The sequence below is a fragment of the Actinorhabdospora filicis genome (assembly GCF_030269765.1).
GTDB lineage: Bacteria > Actinomycetota > Actinomycetes > Mycobacteriales > Micromonosporaceae > Actinorhabdospora > Actinorhabdospora filicis.
The window spans coordinates 296,064-313,527 of the sequence record NZ_BSTX01000003.1 but is presented as its reverse complement, the minus strand read 5'-3'; the positions used below and the strand labels follow the sequence as shown (position 1 = coordinate 313,527).

11 protein-coding genes and 1 pseudogene are annotated in these 17,464 nt (G+C 65.9%); 6 read left to right on the top strand and 6 right to left on the bottom strand.

What is annotated here, in order from left to right:
* Positions 1 to 84: 84 nt before the first annotated feature.
* Genes QSK10_RS21695 through QSK10_RS21680 form a run of 4 tightly spaced genes read right to left on the bottom strand, consistent with a single transcriptional unit; the run spans position 85 to position 3,079 of the window.
* The gene (locus QSK10_RS21695; protein WP_285664752.1) at positions 85 to 828 is read right to left on the bottom strand and encodes a peptide deformylase; all 744 of its coding nucleotides are present in this window, start codon (positions 826 to 828) and stop codon (positions 85 to 87) included.
* Positions 810 to 1,349 (bottom strand): GNAT family N-acetyltransferase, encoded by a 540-nt coding sequence (locus QSK10_RS21690; protein ID WP_285664751.1) that lies wholly within the window; start codon positions 1,347 to 1,349, stop codon positions 810 to 812. The genes QSK10_RS21695 and QSK10_RS21690 overlap by 19 nt, the downstream gene beginning before the upstream one ends.
* Positions 1,349 to 1,852, bottom strand: a complete 504-nt coding sequence (locus QSK10_RS21685; protein ID WP_285664750.1) for a hypothetical protein — start codon at positions 1,850 to 1,852, stop codon at positions 1,349 to 1,351. Before QSK10_RS21685 ends, QSK10_RS21690 begins: the two co-directional genes overlap by 1 nt.
* A gap of 3 nt (positions 1,853 to 1,855) precedes the next feature.
* Positions 1,856 to 3,079, bottom strand: a complete 1,224-nt coding sequence (locus QSK10_RS21680; protein WP_285664749.1) for a helix-turn-helix domain-containing protein — start codon at positions 3,077 to 3,079, stop codon at positions 1,856 to 1,858.
* A 326-nt stretch (positions 3,080 to 3,405) separates the two neighbouring features.
* On the opposite strand from QSK10_RS21680, the gene QSK10_RS21675 reads away from it, so the two are divergent.
* The 3 genes and pseudogenes from QSK10_RS21675 to QSK10_RS21665 all read left to right on the top strand — a co-directional run.
* Positions 3,406 to 3,846 carry a hypothetical protein gene (locus QSK10_RS21675; protein WP_285664748.1) on the top strand — a complete coding sequence of 147 codons (441 nt, stop codon included), beginning with the start codon at positions 3,406 to 3,408 and terminating at the stop codon, positions 3,844 to 3,846.
* A gap of 182 nt (positions 3,847 to 4,028) precedes the next feature.
* On the top strand, positions 4,029 to 4,250 hold the full coding sequence (locus QSK10_RS21670) for a hypothetical protein (RefSeq protein ID WP_285664747.1): 222 nt from the start codon (positions 4,029 to 4,031) through the stop codon (positions 4,248 to 4,250).
* A 191-nt stretch (positions 4,251 to 4,441) separates the two neighbouring features.
* Positions 4,442 to 4,630: pseudogene (locus tag QSK10_RS21665) on the top strand (response regulator transcription factor); the annotation flags it as partial.
* A gap of 30 nt (positions 4,631 to 4,660) precedes the next feature.
* Here QSK10_RS21665 and QSK10_RS21660 read toward each other — a convergent pair.
* A complete protein-coding gene (locus tag QSK10_RS21660; protein ID WP_285664746.1) occupies positions 4,661 to 5,581 on the bottom strand; it encodes a phosphotransferase in 921 nt (306 codons plus the stop codon).
* A 304-nt stretch (positions 5,582 to 5,885) separates the two neighbouring features.
* Here QSK10_RS21660 and QSK10_RS21655 point away from each other — a divergent pair, with 304 nt between their 5' ends.
* The 3 genes from QSK10_RS21655 to QSK10_RS34325 all read left to right on the top strand — a co-directional run bounded on the left by QSK10_RS21655 (position 5,886) and on the right by QSK10_RS34325 (position 9,977).
* Positions 5,886 to 8,240: a type IV secretory system conjugative DNA transfer family protein gene (locus QSK10_RS21655; protein WP_285664745.1), complete on the top strand. Its 2,355-nt coding sequence runs from the start codon at positions 5,886 to 5,888 to the stop codon at positions 8,238 to 8,240.
* A gap of 69 nt (positions 8,241 to 8,309) precedes the next feature.
* Complete coding sequence (locus QSK10_RS21650) at positions 8,310 to 9,113, top strand: replication-relaxation family protein (RefSeq protein ID WP_285664744.1); 804 nt, start codon at positions 8,310 to 8,312, stop codon at positions 9,111 to 9,113.
* A 66-nt stretch (positions 9,114 to 9,179) separates the two neighbouring features.
* The gene (locus QSK10_RS34325; RefSeq protein WP_432705354.1) at positions 9,180 to 9,977 is read left to right on the top strand and encodes a DUF6907 domain-containing protein; all 798 of its coding nucleotides are present in this window, start codon (positions 9,180 to 9,182) and stop codon (positions 9,975 to 9,977) included.
* Positions 9,978 to 10,038: 61 nt separating this feature from the next.
* Here the strand turns inward: QSK10_RS34325 and QSK10_RS21645 are convergent, their stop codons facing one another.
* Positions 10,039 to 17,007 carry a ricin-type beta-trefoil lectin domain protein gene (locus QSK10_RS21645; RefSeq protein WP_285665396.1) on the bottom strand — a complete coding sequence of 2,323 codons (6,969 nt, stop codon included), beginning with the start codon at positions 17,005 to 17,007 and terminating at the stop codon, positions 10,039 to 10,041.
* Between the last annotated feature and the right edge of the window lie 457 nt (positions 17,008 to 17,464).

Genomic DNA, 17,464 nt, shown 5'->3' with positions numbered 1-17,464 from the left:
GGTATCTCCGAGAGCCAGCTCAGAGGCATTCTGGGTTGAGCCCCCAACCAGCCAGATCGTGCCATCGCGACATGACGAGCGGGTTCACGCTTTGTAATCCCACGCGGATCCGATGCCGCAGTACTCCTCGATCGGTGTGGGTGCCACACCAGCTGGCAGGTGGTCTGAGCAGAGGATGCCGTGGAGGTGGTCGACTTCGTGGGCGACCAGGCGGGCGATGCCGTCGTGGAAGATGGTGATGGTCTGGGTGCCGTCGGGGGTGGTGTGTTCGACGTGGATGGTGCGTGGTCTGGGGATGTGGCAGCGGACGTCGAAGAAGCTCAGGCAGCCTTCGTACTGTTGGTCGATGTCGCCTGCGGTTTCGGTGATGCGGGGGTTGAGTAGGACTATCGGCCCAGGGGCGCCGGGGGTGTAGGCGATGGCGGCGGCGCGGTCGATGCCGATTTGTGGAGCGGCGATGCCCATGCCCTTGCCGAAGGTGTGCGCGCGGGCGACGCGTTCGCAGGAGGCGATGAGGTCGTCGATGACGCGGCGGGCGTGATCGGCTTCTTCGGGGAGCCGGAAGGGACGAGCAGTGCGGCGCAGGATGTTCTCGCCGGCCTGGACGATGCCGAGTGCGGCCATCGTCTCGCTGGGACGCGACGGGGTGGCGGGTTCGGCGCTCATGTCGCGGAAGTTCCATTCGAGCTTGTAGCGGTCGTGAAGTTCGGGGCTCGTCGTAGCCCACGTGAACACGCTACGGCCGCCGGCCTCGGTGCGCTGGATAGCGGTCGGGCACGTGTAACCGAGCAACATTCCTGTCGGCAAACTCAGCCGCGCGGCGTCCACTCGTGGGCGAGAACGCCGTAGAGGATGCTGTCGCGCCACGCGCCATTGGTGTGGACGTGGTCGCGGATGCGTCCCTCCGGTATGAACCCGAGCTTCGTGACCACTGCCATGGACGCGTGGTTGGCGGGGCCGATGGCTGTACTCACCCGGTGCAGCCCGAGCACGGTGAAGGCGTGGTGCGTCATCGTTGCCGCGGCGTCGGTGGCGTAGCCGCGCCCCCAGTGATCGGCGGCCACCGCGAAGCCGAGCTTGGCGGCCTTGACGCCGGACGTGGCGAGGCGGACGAACCCCACCAGGGACGCGTCCGCTTCGACGGCGAGATAGAACTCGCCACGTGGTTCCTGACCGGCACGGGTGAGGATTCCGTCGAGCATGGCCCGCGCTTCGTCCCGGGTCCGTGCGTCGAAAGACAGCCAGTCGGTGACCCGAGGGTCACCGACGATGGCGTGCACGGCGTCCAGATCCCCGGAGGTGAACTCTCGCAGGATCGTCGTATGGCCGGTGAGCCGAAGGCCGGTCATCACTGTGCTTCAGCGCCTCGGTGGGCGCCCTCGGGCCATACGACCGTGACGGGAACGCCGTGCTCCCGGGCGTAGGCGACGACGTCACCGGTGCCGCCGTAGCCGCGGGCGGGCTGCCCGTCCCATACCGCGATGAGGTGTTCGGCGTCGTCGACCATGGCCACCGAGGCGTCCATGTGGGCCTGGGAGGTGGATTCCTCGTGGTCGAGGCGCTGAACCTTTACCGCTTTGGCCAGCAGCGTGTCGTAGACGCTGACGGCGTCCGGCCCGAACTCGGCGAGCCCGTCACGGTATGACGTGGCCGGCACGATCGCCTCCAGCGTGCCTCCGTGAGCGAGTACGACGCGGGCGAAAATGGTGTCGGCGCCAGGGGCGAGGCAGGTGAGCCCGACGAGGTCGTCCGGCGCGGGTGCCAGCTCGTCCAGGAGCCGTGTGATGGCGGTGGTGACGGCTTCGGCGGTCCTGCCGTGGAGGTCGATGTGGCCGCTGACGGCGATGCGCATGCGCTACTCCTGGTAGACGGAGGTGAGGCGGGCGTCGAGGGCGGTGATCGGGTCACCGTGGGCGCCCAGCGGGATGCGGGCGCGGACGTCGGCTACGGCGGTGAGCAGCTTCTCCGACCCGTATCGGTACGCGGTGTCCCATACGGCGATGCCGAGGCGCGCGGCGGTGTCGTGGTCGCCGAGGTCGGCCAGCGCGGCGGCGCGTTCGGCGACGGCCAGCGCGGCCTGTTTTGGGGCCGTGGCCGTCGCCGGGTGAGGCAGATCGCCCACGTCGCCGAGGCGTCGGCGCAGGCGCACGTCGACCAGGTCCCGGTAGCCGTTGATCTTGTTGGTGTCGATGGGGACCAGCCAGGGCCATACCGGTTCGGCGTCATCGAGCCGGTTGGCCGCATCGTCCAGCAACCGCAGGGCGGTCTCGTATCGTGCGGTGGCCAGTACCGTGGCCTCGATGCACTCCAGCCAGGCCATCACGATCGGTGGTGTGTGCGCGGGAAGCGCTTGGCGGGCCTGGTCGATCAGGGAGGTCGCGATCCTCGTTTCGCCCTGTGTGGCGGCGTACTGGGCGAGGGAGACGCGCATGTAGCAAACGAGGAGTTCGTGGCCCGCGCGTTCGGCGGCGTGCACCGCCAGCTGGTAGGAGCGGCGCGCTTCGGCCCGATCGTCGGTGTCGGACGCCAGCCATCCGGCGAATCCGGCCGCCTCGGACACCAGCGTGTACAGGCGGGCGGTGGTGGTGGGGCCGTACTGCTTCTCGGCGATACCGGCGAGTTGCCGCAGCATCGTCAGGTGAGCGGTCACCGGAGGACGCAGCAGGCGCGCGGCCGTATGTGCCTCGGCCCGTCGGTAGGCCAGGACCGGGGCAGCGAGCTGCTCTACATCGGGAAGCCCGTCGTATGGGGCGAGGCTTCCCGCGAAGGCCACCGTCGCTGCGGTGGCGAGGAAGGCGCGGCGTTTCGTCTCAGGTCCTTCGTCGGTATCGGCGAGGCCCGCCAACTGCGGCGGGACGCCTAGACCATGGCACAGGGCCCGGATCGTCTCCAAGTGCGTCGGACGGCGCTTGCCGCCGGCGATTCGGGAGATGACCGGTTGCGTCAGGCCGGTCGCCTCGGCGATCTGGGTCTGCGTCGCCCCGGTGGCACGGATGTAGAGATGCAGGACAGTAGCCCAGTCACCCCGTGCGAGGGCGGTGCGCGTCTCCGGCAGCGCCACCCATTCGTAGCCCTCCACGGGTCCCCCAATCACGCCCCATGCGCCGTGGCATAAGGCCTCCGCCTATGCCACCTGACATACCCGGCGCGCTCCGCGACCGGCCACTGTGTCCTTGCGACACCAGGCGTCCGGATCGCTGACCAGCGCACATCTCCCGGTCGTCTACCCAAAGTAGACCTTTTCTCCTCTCATCGGCGGAGCGGACCACGGGCAGGTACGCCCCCAACCTCGGAGGCCCCGATGACCCTGCATGCTCCTCCCGGCGGACGGTCGATGACCGTCCAGCACATCCGCTGCGCCGGTTCATGATGCTCATCGGCAACCCGGAGCCGGCAACCGTCCTCATGCGAGGAGAGGACGGCGGCGACGACTTCCGCTCCGCCCTGCTGCTGCGTCTCGACCCCGAGACGATCCGGGTCTGGCCAGGCGACACCCGGGCCGTCTCCGCTTGGGAGCAACTACGGCTGTGGGGATGGCGCGTCATGAGCGACCCGGATGGTGGAGGAATCCTCGATCTCTTCGCGTGGGGCCTGATGGTCGAGCAGGGCTCGCACGGCGGGGACCGGCTCATGACGCTTCGCCGCCCCGGGGACGTGCTGTGGAACGGCGCGGTGCCCCTTCCCGCCGGGTGGCTGGCGAATGTCATCGCCCGCAAGGGGCGGCTCGTGCCGGCCTACGCCGTGCCCGACTCCCCGGCAGTCCAGCAGCCCGGCCTCCTCGCCGACCGCGTCCGCAAGGCCGCCGACAACCAGCGGCTCCTGGGCGGACGCATACCGATCCGGTGATCAGCCGCCAACGGCCGGTGTCTCGACAGGTAATGGGCCATTTCCTGAATGGCATCGAAGATCGGCGCTCGGGACTTGACGCTCCGCCGAAGTCGAGCGTCCATGGACCCCCGTAACGCAGCCGCCCCGAAGGGTCCTGACAAACCCGGGACGGCTGCTCGACGAGAAGGAGAGTCCCCTTCATGTCTCTTCCGATGCTAGCCGTCTCGGCGCTCACGGGCCTTGCGGCCTTGCTCCTGGTGGGCCTGGCCGCCGTGGCCGTCTCCGCCATCCACTCACTCGACCTGTCCGTCGCGCAGTTCTGCCGGTGCTGGACCGCTCTGCTGGCCGAGCGGCTGGATCGTCACCACGGCCGCCACCGCCTCGAAGACCTCCAGCACGACTTCCTCGGGTCGCTGTCATGAGCACCGGGGAGAACCAGTCCACGCCACAGGCGGCGATGCGACGGGCAAGCCACCTCGCCACCGCGCTCCTGCACGCCGCGGCCCGACACCACATCCGGGCCGCCACCGGCTACCTCGACCAGCTCCTCACCACCCTCAAGGGCCTCGACATCTGCCCCACGACCGTGTCGGCGACGGCAGCGGGGACATGCCTGTCCAGCCGAGAACGAGAGGTCCTGGCGGGCTTGAGTCAAGGTCACAGCAATGCCCAAATCGCCGCCCGGCTGTTCATCTCCGAAGACACCGTCAAAACTCACACCCAGCGCCTCTACCGCAAACTCGGCGCCCGCGACCGCGCCCACGCGGTCGCAAAAGCCTTCCGGGGAGGTCTCCTGACCTGATGAGGGTCGGCGCAGCTTCTGGAGTGCCGATCATGTACGGCCCAGGACTGCCCGGGTGATGGTGTCTCGCCGGTGGCACCACCAGGCCAGCTGGCGCTCGCCGGCGGTCCAGATGCCGTCGGGTCCGTGGTCGCCTTTGTCGTAGTGCCATTGCAGGGGCCAGAAGTCGGTCATCCGCTTCCACCACAGCCTGTCGACCGCGTCCACCAGGGCATCGTCGGACAGGTCGATCACCGCGCGGTAGGCCGTGGTGAAGACCGCGATCCGCTCCAGGTCGAGCCGCCCGTCGGCGAGCCCGAACTGCACCTGCGCGGTCGGGACCAGCTCCTCGGCGAGCGGTCGGGCGCCGATGCGATCCCAGTCCAGGACGGCGGTGATCCGGCCGTCGGCCCACAGCAGGTTGCGGTACTGGAGGTCTCCATGGGGCCATCCCACCGGCCCGATCGATGTCTGGGCGACGGGGCGGTCGGAGGCGTGCCTGCCGATCAGCTCGATCCGGTGGTGCAGGTCTGCGGCCACCGCGGTGTCGAACTCGCCCGGCTCGGGCATCCCCTCGACGATGGCCAGGAATCGCCGGGCCTCGGCTATGGCCGTCGCCGGATCGGTGACGTTCGCGCGTGGGTGTTCTGGTGCCCCGCCGAGCAGGGCCTGGATGTCGCCGGAGTTGAGGGCGAGGTGAAGTCGTCCCACCAGGCGCCCGAGTCGGGCGGTCTCGTTCACGGTGAGGTCGGGGCCGCTGATGTGATCGCCGTGGGCCCACGAGGCGTCCAGCAGCTCCTTGAGCGCGAAAGTCCCGCCACTGATCTCCAGACGCCAGTTGCGGTTCATCAGGCCCTCGGCGATGTACCCGACACTGACCGGCCCGCCGAGACCGAAGGCGTCCAGTAGTGCGGGGAGGTCGCCGTCGGGCAGGACGTGCTCGCCGGGGCGTGTGGCATCCGAGTGGGCCATGGGCGAGCAGCCTAATCGCCGGCTCGGTCGGGGCTCACTCTCCCGGTCACAGCCCCTCACCGCAGGCACAGCCGCGAGGCACAGGACATGGACAGCTCATCACCAGAATTGCCTTTGAACTGCGATGACACTCTTTTGTGCCCGGCTTGTGCCTGGTCTGTGCCTGCCGCACGCCCGGCTGAATCCCCCATTCACCCTCACGATGAGTCATCCTTCAATGCCCAAGCGTGAGTACACCTCGCCTTATGGCGGACGTTCCCGCCGCAGATACCCCGCGCACTTCAGAACCGAGAGGACCCAAGCCATGCTCCCGACACCCGACCCGTTCGCACCACCCACGGTCCACCTTCCGCCAACCGCGCTGCTCGTCGCCCTGGCCGTCGCCGCTGCCACAGCGGTCGTCATGGCCGTCGCCGCCCGTGCATGGTGGCGGCGTCACCTCGCCGGCAGGCATGCCGGTGGCGGCGTGGTCCTGCACGTCCAGGCCCCGCCCGAGGTCGAGCCGGACGGCGCGATCGGGTTCTTCCAGCTCGTGGCCGTCGCCGCGGTCCCATGGTGGAAGCGGCTGATCTACGGGCAGCCGCACATCGCCTTCGAGTACGCCTGGAACGGTCCGGCGCTCGACATCCGGGTGTGGGTTCCGGCGACGCTGTCGGCGCGATCGATCGCCGACGGGATCCGTGGCGCGTGGCCCGCCGCGACGGTCACCGCCCATCCCGCCGCGCCTGCACTCCCGCCCGAGGCGAACCACGTCGAGGCCGGGGTGATCGTCCTCGGCGACAGCCACACCGCGGCCGTGCGCGCAGACGCCGTGGCCGATCCGGCGCGGCTGCTGCTGGCCGCGCTCAGCGGCCTCCAGACCGGGGAGTACGCGCTCGTCCAGGTGCTGGCCCGCCCGGCGCCGCGACGGCGGATTCTGCGCCTGAGGCGGCGGGCCCTGGGACACCGTTCCGGCGGGTGGGGGTGGGGAGCGGCGCTCGCCGACCTGTTCCTGCCGGGCCCGAGTGACACCGGCAAGCGGTCACACGTCCCGGCTCCGCCCGATGCGTGGCAACGGCGCGTGGGGCAGCGCGACCTCGACCGCAGCGCCGGAGCGATGCTGGAGGTGGCCGTGCGGTACGCGGTGGCCACCACCCGGCGTGGGGACCGGGTGAGTCTCCGGACCCGGATGCGCGGCCTGGCCAACGCCGCCGCCACGGCCCTGGCCGCCCACAGCGGGCCCGACGCGGTCCGGCGATCCCGGCTGATGGTCGGGCTGGTCCGCGCCATCGACGAGCGGCGCATGGTCTCTGGTGCCCTGGCCACACCCGCCGAGGCGGCGGTGCTGGCGCACCTGCCCTACGACGCGGTCGTCCCGCAGCTCGTGCGCGCCGGCGCCCGCATCGTCCCCGCCGGGATCGCGATCCCACGTGGCGGGCGCGGCACCAAGACCCTGGGCACCGCCGCGGCCGACGGACGCACCGTCGCGCTCAATGTCAGCGACGCCCGCCACCACATGCATGTCGTCGGGTCCACCGGCGTCGGCAAGTCCACGCTGCTGCTGAACATGATCCTCGCCGACATCAAGGCCGGGCGCGGCGTGATCGTCATCGACCCCAAAGGCGACCTCGTCGCCGACATCCTCGACCGCCTCGACCCCGCCGTGCTGGGCGACCGGCTCGTGGTCATCGACCCCGACCAGCCGAACCCGCCGGGCCTCAACCCGCTATCAGGCGACGACCCGGACCTGGTCGTGGACCACCTCGTCGGGATCTGCCGCCGCATCTTCGAACGGCACTGGGGGCCGCGCGCCGACGACGTCCTCCGCTCGGCCCTGCTGACCCTGCTGCGCGTACCCGCCGCGACGCTCAAGCACCTGCCCAGCCTGCTGTCGCAGAAGTCGTTCCGCGCGCCGATCGTGGCCGACATCGACGATCCGGCCGGACTCGGCGGGTTCTGGCAGTGGTACGACAACCTCAGCCCGGCATTCCAGGCCCAGGTCATCGGGCCGGTCCTGTCCAGGATCCGCGCGCTGCTGACCCGCGAGTTCGTCCGCGCCACCCTCGGCGCGCCCACCACCACCTTCGACATGAGCCGCGTCCTGGACGGCGGGATCCTGCTGGCCAGGCTCCCCAAAGGACAGCTCGGGGACGACACCTCCAGCCTCATGGGCTCCATCATCGTCGCGAAGGCCTGGCAGGCCGCCACTCACCGCACGACCCTCGCCGAGCATCAGCGCCTCGACGCCACCCTCTACCTGGACGAGGCCCACAACTTCCTCAACCTCCCCAGGTCCCTCGACGACGTCCTCGCCGAGGCCCGCGGCTACCGGCTCTCGATGGTCCTGGCCCACCAGCACATGGCCCAGCTGCCGCGCGAGCTCCAGTTCGCGATCTCCGCCAACGCCCGCAACAAGATCTACTTCACCACCAGCCCCGAGGACGCCCACCTCCTGGCCCGCCACACCAACCCGCACCTGAGCGAGCACGACCTGTCCCACCTCGACGCCTTCACCGCCGCCTGCCGCCTCGTGGCCGACGGCAAGGAACAACCCGCCTTCACCCTGTCCACCACACCGGCGCCACCACGCGTCCGCGACCACCGCCGCAGAAACAGGGGCGGTCACTCAGGCCAACACCCATCCCCGGTCACTCCGCCGACCGATCCGGCGAGCGCTTAACACCGAGCGGGACACCGACCGCCCCCATCGAGCCCATCACCCCAGCACACGCCCCAGAAAGGACACATCATGAACCGACCCCGACACACTCTCATCCGCCGAGCCGCGATCCTGGACGTCCTCAACCACCTCACCGACCGAGACCGCGACCTCATCGACGCCCTCGGAGCCCACCAGGTCCTCACCACCCACCAGATAGCCCGCGCCTGGTTCACCAGCCCCGAGCGTGCCCGCGCCCGCCTGGCCGTCCTGCACCACCTCGACGTCCTCACCAGATTCCGCCAGCCCCTTCCCAGCGGATCAGCACCCTTCCACTACCTCCTGGGCTACAACGGAGCCTGCCTACACGCCGCCGCCACCGGCACACCCTGGCCCAGACCCGCCACCATCGCCGAACGCGCCGCCCGCATCGCCGGCAGCCCCAAACTCGCCCACACCCTCGGCGTCAACGACTTCCTCACCCACCTGCTCGCCCACACCCGCACCCACGACTGGCACCTGGCCTGGCACAACGAAACCCAGGCGGCCGAGCGCACCGGCGGCATGGTCAAACCCGATGCCCACGCAACCATCACCACCACCGACACCCGCGTCGAGTTCTACTACGAGCACGACACCGGCAGCGAGGACCACAACCGCCTGGCCGCCAAACTGGAGCGCTACCGCCACCTCATCGAGCCGATGCCGGTCCTGATCGAGCTGTCCAGCTCCGTCCGAGAGGCCAACCTCCACAAAGCACTCAGCACCCGCACCTACCCATTCACGGTCGCCACGACCCACACCGGCCTCAGCGACCGTCCTGCAGGTTCCATCTGGACCCCGCTACACGGGACGGGGTCGACCAGCATCCTGGATCTCGGGGCACGCAGGTAAGTGGAACCAGGTCAATCAGATCCAAGGCCGCACAGCGGTCGCGCGGCCGTAGCCTCTGCTCTCAAAATGCGCACGAAGTATCAACCGAAACAGGGCGCAGCCTTCATCGCACGCAAAGTCGTGCTGGGCTTGACCAAGCCACCACGCTGCTCACCGGCGAAGCCCATGGCCTCAGCAACCTGCTCATCGACATCTTCAGGGCCTACAGAACGCTCCTCGTCACCAACGGTGGATTGTGATCACCGTCCGTCCCTACCGCCATCACGGCATCCTCATCGATCTGCCAGCCCTTGTCACACCGCCGCCCACGGGGCCGGACTAAATCCTGGCCGCGCGGTGCGTGGCACTCCTGGCCGCATGGCGAGACGGGCACCTGATCGCCTGGCCGCCGTTCTTCGCCCTCGACAACGCGCACAAAGCCACCAGGGCCAGGCGGCCGAATGTGGTCATCGCCCACGAAGACGTACTGGTCTTCGCTGCTTCCAGCTGTGCAGTGAACGTCGTGGTGCATTGTGGCCAGGTCGCAACGACTATGTCTTGCGCTCCAGATGCCAGATCTCGGCCTCTGCGGGCACAATGGCTGCTGTGACTGATGATTCTGTCTACTCGGACTGCCCGGCCTGGTGCAGCCGCCAACATCGCGCCAACGGCTATCACTACAGCTCCTGGGAAGAACTGACAGCCGACGATGGAGACCTATCGCTCCAGGTCCGCGCTCTTCGTGCGGGAGGTGAGGATCAGCTTGAGCTACTGATACGAAATGAGGAGACGGCGGTTGAGATGACCCTGGATCCTGCACAGGCCCACCAGTTTAGCGCAAACCTCAAGAAAGTCGTCCTGGCTCTCCAGATGACTGAACTCTAGACAATTGGGTCTACTGGCGACACGAGGCCCGGATCGACATGATCCGGGCCTCAATGTTCACTTACGATTGCCAGGGACAGAAGAGGATGCAAGCAATGCCTTCAAGTATGCCCGTAAATACTGGATCATTGAGGAATCCATCGATAGGGTCTCGGTGCTTCGTGCCCTTCTCTTTAGTCCAGAATGGGGCGTTGATCCAGCGGACTCGGCGCATCTTCGCTTCATCTCGGTTATGCAGGTTGGTCTTCCGAGACCGAGCCTTCTGTGCTGGCGTCTTTGGGGCCTTGCCGTCCTTCTTTGCATGTTGGTTTGCTTTGTCGGCGTCCTCGATTGCCCTGTCGGTACGCTCCTTCGCCTGTGCATCCTTCCAGTTGAGTCTCTTACTGGAGTAGATTTGCAGGCCGGGGACTCGCCTATCGTCATCTACGGCCACGATGGTGAAGGGAGACGAGATACTCGTTCCTGACTGCACTGTCTGAAGTCCGAGATCCGAGAAGGACGGGCCCGGCACAAACGATGTGTATCCATCGAATAGTGGATCGTCCTCAACTTGATCTACGTGCCTTTTGACTTCCCTCTCCAGTGCGTCGTCACTCTTCGTGACGTTTTCTGTCTTGATCTCCCATACCCAGACTTCTCCGGGCTTGCAGCCGTAGCACACAAGGTCCGGACCTGGATCATTGGTGAGGTCAGAGACGATATAAGCGTCAGGGTAAGCCGCGATTAGCGCTTGCGCTCGCAGGGCGACGGCGGTGATGTGGTCTGGGGTGCTACCTGGGTCGTTACCACTGGGATCGCTAAGCGTGGAGGGGTTGTTGTTAGCGTACGCGTAGCCATTGGCTTGTTGTGGATTGACGGCGTTGCTGACCTTGTCAGGGTTGATGAAGCGCCCAATGCTGGGGTCATAGAGCCTCGCGCCTAGATAGACGAGGCCGGACTGCTCCATGGACCCGCCGAGGAAGCCTCGATTGTCAGGCCACGCGACTGCAGCACCTCGCGGGTTGCCGAAGACGTCGGATTTTCGGGTGATCGCGACGAGGTCTTCGGAGTTAATTGCGATGCGGGCGGTGCCCTGATAGTCACGGACCTGCCAGACGGGTGGGGCGTAGTTTGTGCGGGTCGCCACTACCTGTCCATTGCAAATATATGACCGTTGGATCGTTGCGAGTTTGCCCGCACTATTGGTCGTAACTTCCGTGCCACTCAGATACAAAGTCGAGGACTCTGGTGTGGTACGTAGCAGCTTTTCGCCTGACGCAGCGTAGATGAACTGGGTCGCGTGGTCTCCGCCGGCGAGGTGGGATGTGATCGTATCGACAGAGCCGGTTGGGTTCCATGTGAAGTCCGTGGTTATGCCATCGGTAACCTTTTTGGTGGTGGCACCAGCGGTGTCGTAGGTGAAGCTCGTCGCCGAGCTCTGCGATCCAGCGGCGACATCGATGGACGAGACGGCGTGAGGCTGCTGGGTCCCTGCCGCCGGGTTGTGATAGATAGAGGTTCTGTCGTCGCCACTGATCCCATGATCGATGCTACTGACGCGATTGCCTACAGAGTCGTAGCGGTAGCTCGTCCAATATGGATCGATTCCACCAACAGTGGCAAGTGTTGGATTAGTAGCACATCCTCCCAGGGCCGATGTGGTCGTCCAGGCTTCTTCGATCTGCTTGTAGGCATCGAGTTTGAAGCACTGGGAGGAAGAAGTCACACCTTGTGCGAGGTCATCAATCGCGGTGAGGTTGCCCGCAGGGTCCCAGCGGTACGCGTTAGAGAGCTGCTCATCGAACTGTCCGGGAGAAACACTGTTCTCCGTGGCGACATGGAGGGAGTCCTGTCGCCGGCTGACAGGTGAGGAGCCTTGCGTGACTTTCACACGCTTCCCTGCATTGCCGAGCGTCGTCTGGTAGACGGCCCCCCATGGCTGAAAGGTCGTTTCACTGACATAGGTCTGGTTTCCTGTAGCGCGTAGCTGGAAACCATGGTCGTCGTATGCGTACGTGACGGACTCGGCCGCCAAGCCGAGCGCCGCCGGGTACGTGATGGAGTCTGGTGAGCCGTCCTGACGGTAGGTCGAGCTGGTCGCCCAGATCCCGGATAGTTCGCCGTGCCCAGCCGGGATAATCGTTTTGAGGCCCAAGGGGCGATAGGCGTCGTCAAAGTCATCGATCTGGGTGGTGTAGGCCTTGCCGCTGGCGTATCGAGTGGTGGTCCCGACCTGGCCTTTAACGGTCTTTCCGCTCGCGAGGATGTCGTACGTCCAGGTTGCGAGCTCAACGAGGGTGCCGTCGGCATGCTTCTGCGACTCGCTGGTTTGGCGACCGTTGCTGTCGTAGCCGTATATCAGAGTGGTGTTGTTGCCGTTGGTGGCGCTCAGGCGTTGATCAGCGTCATCGTAACTGAATCGGGTTGTGCCGCTATCTGGGTCACTTTCGGTGATGAGTCGTCCACGTAGATCATATGAACGCGACCAGGCGTTTCCGGCGGGATCTGTGTAGCCGATCAGCGATCCGAGCCTGTCGTATGAGTAGTGCGTGGCTCGGAAGCCGCTACTGAGATCGCTGCTGGAGTAGTAGCGGAGCTCTACCGTCTGTCCCTGTGCATCTGCAATGCTCTGGGTTGTAGCGCCACCCACCGGTTCGATCTTGGTCGTCTTCTCGCCAGCATACTGGTAACGTGTTTCCCATTTCAGAGAGTCTTGACTGTATAGGCTGTCCCTCAGGATTCGGCTCAGGCCGTCATATGTGTACCGATGCTGGAGCTGAACGTCTGCTGATGCGAAAGTGACCGGTGTCGCAGAAGGGGCGGCGGCCGAGTTGTAGAAACTTGACTCTTTCGCCACTAGGCCTCGGGCATCGTACTTCATGTCTTGAATCATGCGGCCACCGTTGGCCACCGGCGTCGGCTCCTGTTTCTGGAAGACCCGTAGCCGGCCATCGAGAATCTCGAAACTCGAGACCTGGTTACCGTTCGGTCCGAGGGTCCTTGTTTCGATTGAGCTTGGGCTTCCCAGGACGTAGACGTACTCGGCATCGGGCGTGGCCGTGGTCGTCCGGTTGCTCGCCCACCCTCGCTGGAGCCGTCCGAGCGCATCGTACTGACTCGTCGTCTTCTTGCCGTTGAGGTCGGTTACGAGCTTGGTGAGCCCCCGGCCGGGATCGATCGAGGTTCTGGTCACCCAATCCGGTCCCATCGGCACGGAGACCGAGACTTCCACGACGGGCGCGTCCTTATCGGGCGTGTAGGCCGTGATTGTCCGCCTGTCAAGTGCATCGGACTCCTCTACGACTCGACCGTAGGGATCATAGGCTGCTCGAGAGTCCTGCTTCCATTTCTCGATTCCAGCGCTGACCTCTGCCAGTGACTCCGTCTTGGTCGTCAGCCCCTGAACGGGAGCCGACCCGTATCCGAACCCGTCATATGAGAACCGGACTCCGGACAGCACGTCGATATCGGCAGGCGTCGTCGTGCAACGGGTGAGAGTCCGCTCCCACTGCCGGTATCCGATTAGATTGTTCGGAACATTACGCACATAACCGTACTGGGTGCAGGTGTCGTCGTCGAGGACCGACAGATCGCCCCTGTCTTCGATCTGAGTGATGAGACCGTAGCTGTCGTAACTGGCCCGCTTGTCTGACCAGCGCCACCCCGCCAGATCCGGCAGCCACGCGCGGGTCTTGGTGTCGGTCTCGTTGACTCGCCATGCCCTGAGATCCTGGCCGCCAGCCGAGGGAGTAGGTCGTAGGCCGGTCTGGGTGAGTTCGTAGGTGTGAATGGTCGAGCCGGTGACCGTGCCGTCTTCAACGATGAATTCTTCGCGTGGCCTTCCGGCGAGGGGGTGGGAGTCGGTGAGGAGGTTGGCCCACTTGCTGGTGGTTTGGCCGTTGCAGTCGGCGAGGATGAGCTGGTCGCCTGCTGCGGGGCTCGTGGTGGCGTCGAGGCATCTGCCGGAGCCGGGGTTTTTGAGGCTGCCGTCGGTCTGGGGTTTCCAGGTTTGGCCGGGGGTGTTGTTGCAGGTGTTCTGCTGGATGAGGGTTCCGGCTGTGGTGCCTCCGCCTGCCAGGTCGAGGCATTTGCCGGAGTTGGTGTTGGTCAGGGCGCCGGTGGTGGTGTTGTAGGTCCAGTCTTGTGCGGTGGTGCCGTTGCAAGTCCAGGTTTGGATTTTGGCCGCATCAGCGGTGCTGGCGGAGGCGACGTCGATGCAGCGTTGAGCCTGGTTGCTGCGAAGAGTGTCGTCGGATCGGTTCTGCCAGCGCTGATCCCATTTACCGGTGCAGTCCCACAACACCACGGGGGTGTTGTTGACCGCTCCTGCATCTTGTGGGGCGATGCATTTGCCGACGGGGCTCTTCAGGCTGCCGTCGGGGGCGAGTTTCCAGGTTTGGGCCGGGATGTAAGCGCAGGTCCACAGCTGGAGTTTGTTGCCGTTGGCGGCGACGTTGTTGTTGTTGTCGAGGCACTTGCCCGAGGCGGTGTTCTTGAGCGTGAACACGGTGGAGTCGTAGACCCACTTCTGGGCGCTACTGCCGTTGCAGTCGTACAACTGCACGGCGGTGCCGTTGGCGGTGCCTCCGCCGACCGCGTCAAGGCATCGGCCGTCACCACCGCCAATGGGTGCGGTGAGCTCTGGGGTGCCGATGGGGGTAGATAGGACGTTGCGTCGTCCTTCCCAGACCATGCCTTCGTTGTCCCAGGTGGCGAGGCTGTCGCCGTTCATGCCGCGGTAGTAGAGCCCTCTCGAGACGGTTTGGGTGCCACCTGCGGGGCCGTGGGTGGTGGTGATGTCGGAGTATCCGCGCCAGATGGGCCAGGAGCGGTAGGCCAGCTGGGTGGTCTCGTTGAAGTCGTGGGCCCACAGGGATGCGTCGCTGGAGCTGGCGACGGAGTATGTGTAGGTCCAGGCCTCGTCGGGGGATCCAGCGGGTGTGAGGTCCTTTTCGGTGACCCCGGTGACGGTGTACTTGTTGAACCAGGTCCAGCCGGCTTCCCCGCCGTCGTCGGGGACGTAGTACTGCGGGAAGCAGCGGTAAGGGTTGAACCCGGGCATCGGTTTGCGGAACTGGCTGCATTCCACGTTGGAGTAGGAGATCAGGGTCTGGCCACCGACGCCGTTGAGGATCGAGGTGAGGCGGTAGTGGGCGAAGGGCGCCACACCGATGTCGTTGCCCCAGTCGACCCGGTTGAACATCCGCGTCCCGCCGAAGGTCACCGCGGGCTCGGCGAGAGTGGTCAGGCCGTCCTCGGCGTAGCCGGTGTGGGTGAGGGTCTGCAGCCAGAGGTTGGGTTTGGTGTCCTCGCCCGCCGGTGCCACGAAGTCACCGCTGGCGGGGTAGGTGTGGGTCAGATCCCAGGAGTCGACCTTGCGGTACCCGGAGCCGTCGGCACGGCGGATCTGGGTGTACACCGACGACAGCTTGTAGGGCGACCAGTAGGCCGGGGCCTTCAGGTTCGGGCATGTCGTGGCGGTGCACCGCTGGTCCCATGGGGTGTCGGGGTACTCGGCGTTGGTGCAGGACCCGGTGCAGCGGTTGGTCTTGGTGAACCACACCTGCATCGGGGCCGGGGGGTTGGCCTCGCTGCCGGCGCGGGTGCCGTAGTCGATGTGATCCAGCGTGGATGACATGACATACGGGACGGCTTTGGCGTTGTTGTTGAGGCCGTAGTTGCCCGTCCAGGTGGTGTAGAAGTAGGTCATCGAGTTCCCGCGCGGGTCGACGACATAGTCCAGGTTCCACCGGTACCCCTGCTGGCACCACGCGTTGGCGAAGGTGGTGTTGTAGCAGGGTTCTCCTGAGTTGTTGCCGAACACCGGGACCGTCTGCACCGAGTTGGTGGTCTGGGTGTCGCCGGTGTAGCGCTTGTTCTTCCCGAACCAGAACTGGGTGCCGTCCATGGTGGTCACAACCCAGTACTCGCCGTCGTTGTCGCCGTTGGCGAGGCTGGTGTCGAACTTCTGCTCGATGCGCATCCCGGAGTCGGCATCGGACTTCCAAAGTCCCGTGGCGCTGTCGCGCACGAGCTTGGTCGACTGGCCCTGGAAGACCATCGTGGCGTTGTAGGGCGAGAACCAGCACTGATCGGCCGTGGTCCCGCCGTCCTGGGTGCAGGAGCGGTAGGAGCGCTCGATGTAGCCGGTCTGCATGTCCCAGCCTTCACCGACCCACGAGCCCTGCCCGTTCTGCGCCAAGGTCTGGGCATCCACCGAGCCACTGTCATAGGACAGCGCCAGCGACGGGGACGGGCCACCCAAAGAATCAGGGGCCGTCAGGGGGTAGGACCAGGAGAAGGATCCGCTCTGGCCACCGGCATTCCACGAGTAGGCCGGCGACAGCGACGTGGCCTTGAAGTTCGCCGTGGTCCCGGACGAACCAGCCGTCACCGCCAACACCGTGGGCGCAGAGGCCTCCCTGGCGTAGCTGCCGTTGACGCTCACGTCGGAACTCACCTTGCCGGCGAGGTTCTTCGATGGCAGGTCACGCTGCACCTGACACTCAGGTGCCTCCGGTGTGCTCAGCACGCATGCCGGCAACTCCACCACATGCAGGCGGCTGCCATAGTCGGCGCCATAGAGCTCGGCGAAAGGCGTGTAATCCACGCTCAGCCTGAAGTCCACCGAAGATGCCCCGCCATCGGTACGCGACAGCGACAACACCACCCCGTGCACACCGGCCTTCTCAGCGACCGACGCATCAGCCACGGTCACTTCGACGCTGGAAGGCCCAGCAGCCAGGACACCATCACGCAGCATCCAGCCCGATAGTGCCTCATCCTCAGGCGGCTTCGTCGACAGCGACACATCCAGGCCACCGACATCGACCGGATCACCCGAGGTGCCGACCTTTGATGACGCAGCCTCCGGCAACCTCACCTCACCAGGCCCGGTGACACCCTCGCCGTCGGTCTCCGACTTCGCCGCCAGCTTCGACTTTCCCGTACCAACCCGGACAGACTCCTTCGACGGTCCGGTCGGCTGGCCACCGGGTGCTGCAGCCGCGGGACTGGGAAGCCCCGCCAGCAGCGACACCGCCAACGACATGCTCACGACACCGGCAAGGCCACGCCCCACCCGATGCCGCCACAAACGCCCACGAGGCCACCTAGGCCCACGTCTTTGGGCAGAACTCATAGCTTCCACCAATCTTGAACGGACAGATCACCCCAGATCCCGTCCTGTTGCGAGAAGCGTTAGGCGCTCTAGCAGGGCTGGCTCTGGGCAGCCCCACAGAGCACGAATCTCCACAGAGGACGCGGAGGCCAGCATCGAGCGCGCAACGAGCGGCGTCAGCCAAGCTCGGCGGCGCGGAACCCGGCCGAGATCTAGGCAAACCTAGGCGGGGCAACAGAAGCGGGCACTACGTCTTCAAAGGACACTGCGGGCGAACAGTGAGGCTAGACGATCCCACACCAGACCCGCGAGGCTGTCAACCCTTCAACCACCCACGGTGGCCGACGCTGAACTGGTCTGTCACGGCAGACATGCTGGACACCGGCCC